The 9,969-nt window shown below is 45.4% G+C and carries 10 protein-coding genes; 7 read left to right on the top strand and 3 right to left on the bottom strand.

What is annotated here, in order from left to right:
• The 5 genes from C0033_RS01935 to C0033_RS26810 form a co-directional block, all read left to right on the top strand.
• The coding region (locus C0033_RS01935; RefSeq protein WP_146043717.1) for an electron transfer flavoprotein subunit alpha/FixB family protein at window positions 1-732 on the top strand (732 nt) is incomplete at its 5' end.
• A gap of 36 nt (window positions 733-768) precedes the next feature.
• The gene (locus C0033_RS01930; protein WP_103226162.1) at window positions 769-2,013 is read left to right on the top strand and encodes a CaiB/BaiF CoA-transferase family protein; all 1,245 of its coding nucleotides are present in this window, start codon (window positions 769-771) and stop codon (window positions 2,011-2,013) included.
• A 35-nt stretch (window positions 2,014-2,048) separates the two neighbouring features.
• Window positions 2,049-2,993, top strand: a complete 945-nt coding sequence (locus C0033_RS01925) for an MBL fold metallo-hydrolase (RefSeq protein WP_180994517.1) — start codon at window positions 2,049-2,051, stop codon at window positions 2,991-2,993.
• A gap of 262 nt (window positions 2,994-3,255) precedes the next feature.
• Window positions 3,256-3,765, top strand: a complete 510-nt coding sequence (locus C0033_RS01920; RefSeq protein WP_103226160.1) for an SEC-C metal-binding domain-containing protein — start codon at window positions 3,256-3,258, stop codon at window positions 3,763-3,765.
• Window positions 3,766-4,312: 547 nt separating this feature from the next.
• A complete protein-coding gene (locus C0033_RS26810) occupies window positions 4,313-4,480 on the top strand; it encodes a hypothetical protein (RefSeq protein WP_180994516.1) in 168 nt (55 codons plus the stop codon).
• Between the two features lie 278 nt (window positions 4,481-4,758).
• Here the strand turns inward: C0033_RS26810 and C0033_RS01915 are convergent, their stop codons facing one another.
• Window positions 4,759-5,541 (bottom strand): enoyl-CoA hydratase-related protein, encoded by a 783-nt coding sequence (locus C0033_RS01915; RefSeq protein ID WP_103226159.1) that lies wholly within the window; start codon window positions 5,539-5,541, stop codon window positions 4,759-4,761.
• A gap of 29 nt (window positions 5,542-5,570) precedes the next feature.
• Window positions 5,571-6,647, bottom strand: a complete 1,077-nt coding sequence (locus tag C0033_RS01910; protein ID WP_103226158.1) for a hypothetical protein — start codon at window positions 6,645-6,647, stop codon at window positions 5,571-5,573.
• 231 nt (window positions 6,648-6,878) lie between these two features.
• Here C0033_RS01910 and C0033_RS01905 point away from each other — a divergent pair, with 231 nt between their 5' ends.
• Window positions 6,879-8,450: a CoA-transferase gene (locus C0033_RS01905; RefSeq protein WP_103226157.1), complete on the top strand. Its 1,572-nt coding sequence runs from the start codon at window positions 6,879-6,881 to the stop codon at window positions 8,448-8,450.
• A gap of 2 nt (window positions 8,451-8,452) precedes the next feature.
• Window positions 8,453-8,908 (top strand): MaoC/PaaZ C-terminal domain-containing protein, encoded by a 456-nt coding sequence (locus tag C0033_RS01900; protein WP_103226156.1) that lies wholly within the window; start codon window positions 8,453-8,455, stop codon window positions 8,906-8,908.
• A 67-nt stretch (window positions 8,909-8,975) separates the two neighbouring features.
• Here the strand turns inward: C0033_RS01900 and C0033_RS01895 are convergent, their stop codons facing one another.
• On the bottom strand, window positions 8,976-9,911 hold the full coding sequence (locus C0033_RS01895; RefSeq protein WP_103226155.1) for a LysR family transcriptional regulator: 936 nt from the start codon (window positions 9,909-9,911) through the stop codon (window positions 8,976-8,978).
• Window positions 9,912-9,969: the final 58 nt, after the last annotated feature.

The raw sequence follows: 9,969 nt of genomic DNA, 5'->3' as shown, positions 1-9,969 counted from the left end.
GCGATTGAAGCATATAAACCGGAGATCGTGCTGCTTGGAGCAACCCATATCGGCCGTGACCTTGGCCCATGTCTTGCAGTAAGAGCGAACACCGGACTGACAGCAGACTGTACAAAGCTGGAGATCGATCCGGAAGATAAAAAGATCAAACAGACCCGTCCTGCATTTGGCGGAAACTTAATGGCAACCATCGTATGCCCGAACCACCGTCCGCAGATGTCCACCGTACGTCCGGGAGTTATGGAAAAGGCCGCATATGAAGAAGGCCGTAAGGGCGAAGTGATTAAGCTTGACGTGGAATTCAAAGAAGGTGATATCCGCACAAAAGTGGTGGAGATCGTAAAGAGCATGAAGGAAGCAGTGTCCTTAACTGACGCGGAGATCATCGTGGCAGGAGGAATGGGACTTGGAAAACCGGAAGGCTTTGAGCTGTTAAAACAGCTTGCGGATAAGCTTGGCGGAGTGATCGCATCATCGAGAGCCGCAGTGGATGCCGGCTGGATCGATCATGCATACCAGGTAGGCCAGACAGGAACCACAGTAAAGCCGAAAATCTACTTTGCATGCGGAATATCCGGAGCGATCCAGCATGCGGCAGGAATGCAGAATTCGGAGCAGATCATAGCGATCAATACCAATGAGAGCGCGCCGATCTTTGAGATCGCGGACTATGGAATCGTAGGAGATCTGTACAAAGTAATTCCGGCTATTATGGAAGAACTGGACAAATAAAGAATTATTAAATTCAATATAAGGAGGATTTTCAATATGAGCAAGAAATTATTGGAAGGCGTTAAAGTTGTGGAGCTTGCAACCTTTATCGCAGCAGCAGGAGCAGGACGTTTCATGGCAGACTGTGGAGCAGACGTTATTAAAATCGAATCCGCAAAAGGTGATCCGTTAAGACACACAGCGCCTTCAGAAGGAAGACCTTTGGATATGTATGAGAATACTACCTGGGATCTGGAAAACGGAAACAAGAGATGTATTTCCCTGAATATGAAGACACCCGAAGGAAAAGAAGCATTCTTCAAACTTTTGGATGAAGCCGATGTTCTGATTACAAACTGGAGAGTTCAGGCTCTTGAGCGCGCAGGACTTGACTATGAAACATTAAAAGTGAAATATCCAAAACTGGTTTATGCGATTGTTACCGGTTACGGCGAGTATGGTCCTGATAAAGACCTTCCTGGATTCGACTTTACCGCATTCTTCGCAAGAGGCGGATATCTGGATTCCTTACGTCAGAGAGGAACCGTTCCTTTCAACGTAGTACCTGGCGTTGGTGACCACAACGTTGCCATGAACCTGGCAGCCGGCATCCTGGCAGCATTATATCATGCAAAATTGACAGGTGAAGGCGAAAAAGTTGAAACCAGCTTATTTGAAACTGCTGTTTACAACATGGGTATGATGATCCAGGCTGCAAACTACGACGGAATCGCAAAAGAATATCCGATCAATATCCGTGAAGGCGCTAACCCATTTAACTCCGCATGGAGAACTGCAGACGACAGATTTATCCAGACCTGTATGCCTGATTACAACATGTACTACAAACAGTTTATGAAAGCTCTCGGAAGAGAAGACTTAGTAGACGATGAAAGATATTTCCCAATCCAGAACCTTCAGGCCAACGGACTTGGTACAGAGATGTATGATATCTGTATGGAAGCTATGGGCAAGAAGACCGCTGCAGAGTGGAAAGTTCTTCTGAAAGAAGCTGACGTTGCATTCAGCCTTGCACAGTCCTGGACAGAGATTCTGGAAGATGAGCAGGCTTGGGCAAATGAATGTCTGTATAAGATGAAATATGACAACGGAAACACCAGAACATTGGTAAGACCGCCTGTAAAATTTCATGAGATGGGTGTTCCGGAATACAAAGTTGGTCCATTGATCGGTGAACAGGGACCTGAAATCTTAAAGGACCTTGGCTACACAGACGAGCAGGTAAAAGAGTACACAGAAAAAGGCGTTCTTTACGTATGGAATGACGAAAGAAAAAAGTAATCAGAGCGGAACGGATTTTAGATGATATTTATGAAGTGAAGCTTCCTCTAAAGGGGTCTTCTTTAAAAGAATTAAGCTGTTATATCATTAAGGGACAGGACCGAAGCTGCATCATCGATGTGGGATTCGACACGGAAGAATGTGACCGGATTCTGCGCGAGGCGGTGGAAGAACTGGGGTTAGATAAGAAAAATACCGATATCCTCCTTACCCATACCCACCAGGATCACTGCGGCAACCTGCCAAACCTTTATAAGGAATTTGGCGGTGTCTGCTGCAGCCGGTGGGACAGTATCAGGATCAGCGGCAATGACCCTGTATCCAAATATGATTATTTAAAAGACAACTTTTTAAAATGCGGAATGTCCACATCACTTTTAGAGCAGATGCCTAAGGATGAAGATATGGATTCATCTGTTCCGCTGGAATGTATAAAGGTTTTATCAGACGGTGATGTTCTTACTTATGGAAAATACCATCTGAAAGTAATCGATTTAAAGGGACACATGCCGGGCCTGATCGGTTTTTACGATGAGGAACAGGAAGTTCTATTCCCGGGAGACCATGTGCTGAATAAGATAACACCCAATATCGGATTTTACGGTGAAGAGTATCACTCTCTGACCAATTATGTTGCGAACCTGAAGAAAGTTCGTGATTTAAAAGTAAAGCATGTATTTCCGGCTCATCGCGGGGCAATTAAGGATCTGCAGGCCAGAGTGGATGAAATACTGGAACACCACGAGGAACGTCTGGACGAGATTACCGGCGTTCTCTATACGAAGCCGATGTGTGCTTATGAGGTGGCCGGAAAGGTCAAATGGTACTATAAAGAGGGTAACTTCCATGCGTATCCTGTTATGATGAAATGGATGGCGGCTTCCGAAATTCTGGCGCATCTGCAGTATCTGTATGAGCGCGGAGAGATTGTTCGGTCCGGTGAGGAAGGGGAATCTTATATTTACAGATATGTGAATTAATAAAAATTAATTTTATTTGTATATATTTCCGTAAAGTGTTAATAATGTTACTATCAACAAATGATAAAAATTAATACTTATCCTCCCCTTTTTAATGCCTCATCTGCTGCGTGAAACGCGGCAGGTGGGGCGTTTTTGTGAGACAGGAAAAGAATTTGTATCAAATTTCTTTTGTTTTGAAAAATATTTTGCAAAAATCGGTAAAATGTTATATACTATGTAAGGATGTACCCCAAGAATAGAAAAAGGATGGACGAGAAGTATGGCTATTTTAGAGACATGGAGAAACCTGGCCTATGGAGATGGCTTAGATGATAAAGAAAGAGAGAACCTCTGGGCTGGTTATTTCACAATTGAAAAGGGAATTTATGAAAAGATTCTTTCCAATCCAACAGAAGTAATTACCGGTACGGTAAAAGAACTGGCTGAAAAGTATGAAACAGAAGTTTTGATCATGACCGGTTTTCTGGATGGCATCAATGAAAGCTTAAAAGGATATGAAAACCCAATTGATACCATGGAAGAGGATACAGAGGTAAAGATTGAGATCGATCCTGAGAAATTATATTATAACATGGTGGAAGCAAAAGCTGACTGGCTGTATAACCTGCCTCAGTGGGATGCTATTTTAAGTGAAGAAAAGAGAAAAGAGCTTTACAAAACTCAGAAAGCTTCCGGCACCATCAGAAAAGGCCCGAAGGTTGGCCGTAACGATCCATGCCCATGCGGAAGCGGCAAAAAATACAAAAAATGCTGCGGTAAAAATTTATAGAAATTTAAATCTTTATTTAGTTTCGGAAGAGACGCCGGAAAGAAGGGGAAACCTGGGCGGGCGGCGGAAATGGAAACAGATAGGGGATTCGGGTTTCGACCCTAAGTAATACTAGGCCGCCAAGAGCGGAAAAAGGCAGCGCGGCGCCATTCACGATGAACTCTTTATGACTTCATCGTTCAGTGGCGCCTCAAATACTGATTCGGAATTCAGTATTTGTCTGCCTTTTTCCACTCTTGCCAACCAAGTATTACTAAGGGTCTGCACACGATCCCCTATCTGTTTCCATTTCCGCCGCTCGCCCAGGTTTCCCCTTCTTTCCGGCTGTTGCTTGGCTAGCTATGGATAAAAAAGATTTGGTGGAAAGAGTAATTTTTACATCAAGCGTGAAGATATTTTGGGAAAAGCCTTGACGATTTGATGTAAAGGGTGAAGCCTTTTCGTAAAAAGCCTTGACGATTTAATGTAAAGGGTGAAGTCTTTTCGTGAAATGACTTGACGTTTAATGTAAAACTTGAAGGCATTTCTGAAAATCCCTTCAAGATCTATGCAAATACAATTCTACATAAATACCGACGCACAACTATTGTATTTAACCAAGCTAGCGAAAACCAGCACGGAATGGGGAGGCGGAGCCGGAAGGGAACGGTCTGAAGGGGAATCCGGGCCGGGGAAGGAAGATACAGCCAAATGGGATCGTATGGAACCCCTTTAGAACTACTTAGGCCCGTAAGGGCGGAACGAGGCAGGTAAAAACTGATTTCCGTCTCAGTTTTTAAAGCGCCGCTGAGCAGCGAAGTCATAAAGAGTTCACTGCGAATGGCGCTGGCCTGCCTCGTTCTGTCCTTACGGGCCTTAGTAGTTCTTAGGGGCGAATCCCGAATCCCATTTGGCTGTATCTTCCTTCCCCGGCCCGGATTCCCCTTCAGACCGTTCCCTTCCGGCTCCGCCTCCCCATTCCGTGCGTACCCCTTCGCAAATAGGTTAAAATACCTATTTTTTCGTTCGGTAAGAAGGTTTTCTCTTTTCGCGGAAAGAGGAGAGGCCTTCGATTTGGTCTTCGGTTCCGAAGCAGGCGGCCATATAGCCGACTTCTACTTCTTTTGCTACGTCGAAAGCGGCGTCGATACCTGCATTGACTGCAGATTTTACGAGATAGATGGCGGTGGAAGAGTTGTTGGCAATGGTTTGGGCTTCTGCCATTACTTCCTGCCAGAAGGTGTCAAGGGGAACGACGCGGTTGATGGCACCGAGGGCGAGAGCTTCGTCGGCCTTGATTCTTCTTCCGGTGAAGAGCAGCTCTTTGGCCTGGCATACGCCGATGGCTCTTGGAAGGCGCTGGGTGCCGTTAAAGCCGGGCACGATTCCAAGGGTTACTTCAGGCATGGCAAAAGATGCTTTTTCATTGGCAATGCGGATGTCGCAGCAAAGCAGAAATTCAAATCCGCCTCCGAAAGCATATCCGTTGACAGCAGCGATAGTAGGCTTGGGTAAAAGTTCGATCTTTCGGAAGATTTCGCAGCCTTTCTTTGAATAGTTGATTACCTGCAGGCCGCGGGAATCAGCCAGTTCGTCAATGTCAGCGCCGGAGATAAAGCTCTTTCCCTCGCCGGTGAAAACGATAACGCGAACGGATTCGTCGTTAACCAGTTCATCCACAGCGTGATCCAGATCGTTCAGCACGGCTGAATTCAGTGCGTTCAGTGCCTCGGGGCGGTGAAATGTTATGACGCCCACTCCATCTTCTACTGTTACGATTAAATATTGATAATTCATATAAAAACCATCCTTTCTGTGATAAATAATTACATATTTTTAAATGCGATGGGGTCTTTCTCATTGAAATAAACGAGAAGCGCCCGATCTCCCGTATGAAACCAGAAGACATCATCTTTCAATGAAGTAGTAAAAAGAATCTGACCGGTGCTGTCACGGAATTCTACGAAGGAGCTGCTGCCGTCCCGGATCACACAGGCGGAAGCGTCCGCGCAGAACAGGGTGTCATATTTCTTCAGAGCCTTTGCAATGCCGTGGTCATGTATAAAGTTGGACAGAAAGATGAGCGAATAAGCTAACAGCATAAACAGCCCAAGGGTGATTCCGGCCGAATTGACGGTCACAATCTGATAGAGAAAGAACGCGGCCAGGCAGAAAAGAATGATCAGCTGATTTCTTAAATAGAGCTGATTGCGGATATGAATCCGTTCTTTTTGCATGCTCTGAACCAGCGCGCAGTCGGAAGGTTCCATGCGGCGGCGCTTTGGTTTGGCCGGCACCGCCTCATTTTTCTTAGCATGGGAGTGCGGTACGCGCGTTGGAAAAATACTTTGAGGGAGGGCGAAAACCTGATATCCGTTATCGTGTGCGGCGGCAATTATATTAAAATGCGATCCGCTTTGCATCATGTCATAATGGGGTTTGATAACGGGAATTTCCTCCATCGCCTGCCCGCCGGAACTTTTTCCCTTTAAGAGATAGGTACTGCGGCCGAAGGCGGCTTTTTTAATTGATTTATCATTGCATACGGCGGAAGCCAGAAGGAAATGGTTTCCATGTTTGCTGAAGTTATGTTTTATGCCGGAAGAATTCCATTTCTGTTTGTAAACCTGGAACATCTGTACTCCGTAGATGGCCACCAGCATGACGGGGAGCAGGGCCAGTCCAAGATTAAATCCACTGGTAATTCCGGAATAAATGCTGAACAAAAAGACTGCGATCACGATAACAGGCGCCGCCTTTTTGAAAAAATAATCGAGTTTATTGTCTTTAGATGGGAGATCCTGGACCGTTATGAGAAATTGCTGGATTACAGCATCTTCAGAATCAGAAGCACTTCTGAAATTATAGGTTTCCTGCAGTTCATCTGCTGTGTAGTAAGTCATGTTTTATACCCCGGTTCATCTTGTTATATAAGGGCAGAATGATGCCGCCCCATGATTAAAATTATACCAGAGCGGACGGGCCCTGTCTATGAGATTTACCGGGAAACTTCTGTTGAAAAAGAATGTGATGTAAGCTATAATTAATAATATGTGTTTATACATATTTATGTCGATATAAACATGTAGGATATGGTATGCAAGAACAGAAAAACAGCATTCAGGAGGTAAGTGATGGGGAAACGTGTGGAGATGAAGGAAGCTCTGGCATTGATTAAAGACAATGACGGAGTGGCAGTATCGGGGTTTATGCTGGCAACGGTTGCGAGAGAGATTATGGTCAGACTGGGGGAACAGTATTTAGAAACAAACAGTCCTAAAAATCTGACTTTGATGCAGGCAGCCGGTATGGGGAACAATAAAGATCAGGCGATCTACGAGATGAGCTATGAAGGGCTTTTTAAGCGCTATATCACAGGCCATTTTGCTAATAATTCCCGTATGATCGAGCTGACCAATACGAATAAGATCGAGGCGTACAACTTCCCTCAGGGAGTTATCGCACATATGTACCGTGCGGCTGCTGCCGGAAAAGTGGGGGAGATCACCAAGATCGGTTTGAATACATTCTGCGATCCCAGACTTCAGGGCGGCAAGATGAATGATGTGACAAAAGAAGATATTGTAGAGCTGTTGGATATCTGCGGGGAAGAATATCTTTTATATAAAACTCCGAAACTGGATATCGGCCTGATACGCGGTACAACGGCGGATGAACTGGGCAATATCAGCATGGAGGAGGAATCCGCATATATCGATTCCTTAGACGTGGCTCTTGCAGTAAAGGCGTGCGGCGGCAAGGTGATTGTACAGGTTAAGAATTATGTGGCGGCCGGTTCACTGGACAGAAGCCAGGTTGTGATACCTGGCAACCTGGTAGATGCGGTTGTGGTGTGCAGCGATCCTGTGGAGTATCACAGACAGACTCCGGGTTCTTACTATGATCCGGTTCTTTCCGGTCATTACAGAAAAGGCGGCGTAGGCTTCGGAAGCATTCCTCTGGATGAGAGAAAGGTGATTGCGAGACGGGCGGCCATGGAACTGGAGCCCAATTCGGTGGTTAACTTGGGAATCGGGATTCCTGAAGGAGTTGCGGCGGTTGCCAACGAAGAGGGGATCGGCGATCAGATGATTCTGACCATCGAAAGCGGCCTGGTGGGCGGAGTGCCTACCGGAGGACAGGATTTTGGTTCTGCTGTCAACGCATGGGCGGCGCTTCCGATGACTTCCCAATTTGACTACTATAACGGCGGTAATTTAAATGTGACCTATCTGGGATTCGCAGAGGTGAATGAAAAGGGTGATGTAAATGTCAGCCGTTTTGGAACCAGAATCGCAGGATGCGGCGGCTTTGTGGACATTTCCCAATCGACGAATCATATTATGTTCTGCGGAACTCTGACGGCCGGAGGCTTCCAGATGAGGCTGGAGGACGGAAAAGTTGTGATTGTCAATGAAGGAAAGCGTAAAAAGTTTAAATCTTCCATTGAGCAGGTAACATTTAGTTCTGAATTCAGTCTGAAAAAAGGGCAGAAGGTGCTGTTTATCACGGAACGCTGTGTATTCCAGCTTGTGAAAGAGGGATTGAAGCTGATCGAAGTGGCGCCGGGAATCGATATTGATAAGGACATTCTTCCTTATCTGGAATTTAAACCGATTGTGGAAGAGGTAAAACTTATGGATTCCAGGATATTTGAAGAAGGGCTGATGGGCTTAAAAGATATAATTACAAAGGGGGATAATTAATTATGGCACATGTGGACAGAGGGTTATACCTGGAAGATTTTGAGATCGGCAAAGTATATGAGAGCTGCGGAAGAACGATTACCGAGTCGGATGTGGTGAATTTCGCAGGATTATCCGGAGATTTTAATCCGCTTCATATGGATGAAGAGTTCGGTAAAAATAACATGTTTGGAAAACGGGTTGCCCATGGAATGCTGGGGCCTGTTATTATGACAGGATTGTCCAATCAGACGGGATTATTTGAGGGAACTACGATCGCATTTTTGGAATTGTCTATTAAGTATACGGCTCCTTTATGCATTGGAGACACCGTACATCTGGAATTTTCCACGACGGAAGTGAGACACAGCAAGAAACCTGGAAGAGGAATTGCCAAATATGATGCAAAACTGATCAATCAGGAGGGAAAAGTAATCACGGAATCCGAATGGGTGATTATGATGAAGAGTAAGGAATAAAGAGAACGGTTCCTGCAGAATGCCGGTTTCAATGGCGCTCTGCAGGAACTTTTTGTTTGAGAGGATTTTACCGGTCGCCGTAGCATTCCATCATGCGGTCTATGTACAACCGTGCGGCCGGGCTTTCGGGGGTATCGTTCAGCCATACCAGATAGAAAGCGCTGCCTAAATCGGGGCGGAGATCCTCTTTCTCCACCGGTATGGATACGATTCCTAAATGAGTGTCCTGATCCAGGGTGCTTTTTATGCCGACGCCTACGTAGTCGGAGCGCGTCAACAGATTATGAAGGGCGGAACGGCTGTTTACCAGTATTTTCTTTTGAATCCGCTGCATGTCTACCAGATGATAGTAAGACAGCATATCAATACCAAGGTCAAAATCGGAGGTATCGTCCAGAACAAATCCGTATTCATATAAGTCATCCAGGCAGATCTTCTTTTTTCGGGAAAGGAGCGGGTGGTTCTTACGGAGTATGATCATCGGCTCCAGACGGCAGACGAATTTAGAAGATATTCCTTTGGTTTTCAGCAGATGATGAAAGGTAGCTGTCTGTGCATCTGCGATACAGACCAGTCCCAGTTCTGAAACTTTACCATAGATATCGTTTAAAACTTCTGAGTTTGTGGATTCACGGATATTAAACTGGATTTTTTCTTCTTCCTGTATCTCTTCCAGCATGCGTACCAGTGCATCCACTCCGTGAGAACATCTTGTGATGGACAGCGTGAAGCGGCAGGTCTTTTGGCCGCTGTTTTTATATAAATTTTGCAGGCTGTCCATATCTTTTAAAAGCTTTTTGGCGAGAACAAGGAATTCGGCGCCAGCTTCGGTGGGCTTGACTCCTTCATTTCCACGTTCAAATATAATAATTCCCAGTTCATTTTCCAATTCATGAAGGATACGGCTTATATAGGGCTGTGACAGGTACAATTTATTGGCAGCCTTGGATATGGATCCGCAGGCCTCGATGGTTGTTACATACTGAAGATGCTGGAAGTTCATATGCAGTTCCTTTCCGCCTATAATCTCCAGGTTATACCCGGATTAACAGCAGGTATTT

The organism is Clostridium sp. chh4-2 (genome assembly GCF_002899675.1).
Classification (GTDB): domain Bacteria; phylum Bacillota; class Clostridia; order Lachnospirales; family Lachnospiraceae; genus CHH4-2.
The sequence above is the reverse complement of the archived record's forward strand: the minus strand, read 5'-3'. Positions and strand labels throughout refer to the sequence as shown.

Bases quoted from the DNA above. Each gene is read 5' to 3' on its own strand.
- C0033_RS01930 (WP_103226162.1), top strand. From the start codon at position 769: ATGAGCAAGAAATTATTGGAAGGCGTTAAAGTTGTGGAGCTTGCAACC.
- C0033_RS01920 (WP_103226160.1), top strand. From the start codon at position 3,256: ATGGCTATTTTAGAGACATGGAGAAACCTGGCCTATGGAGATGGCTTA.
- C0033_RS26810 (WP_180994516.1), top strand. From the start codon at position 4,313: ATGCAAATACAATTCTACATAAATACCGACGCACAACTATTGTATTTA.
- C0033_RS01915 (WP_103226159.1), bottom strand. From the start codon at position 5,541: ATGAATTATCAATATTTAATCGTAACAGTAGAAGATGGAGTGGGCGTC.
- C0033_RS01910 (WP_103226158.1), bottom strand. From the start codon at position 6,647: ATGACTTACTACACAGCAGATGAACTGCAGGAAACCTATAATTTCAGA.
- C0033_RS01905 (WP_103226157.1), top strand. From the start codon at position 6,879: ATGGGGAAACGTGTGGAGATGAAGGAAGCTCTGGCATTGATTAAAGAC.
- C0033_RS01900 (WP_103226156.1), top strand. From the start codon at position 8,453: ATGGCACATGTGGACAGAGGGTTATACCTGGAAGATTTTGAGATCGGC.
- C0033_RS01895 (WP_103226155.1), bottom strand. From the start codon at position 9,911: ATGAACTTCCAGCATCTTCAGTATGTAACAACCATCGAGGCCTGCGGA.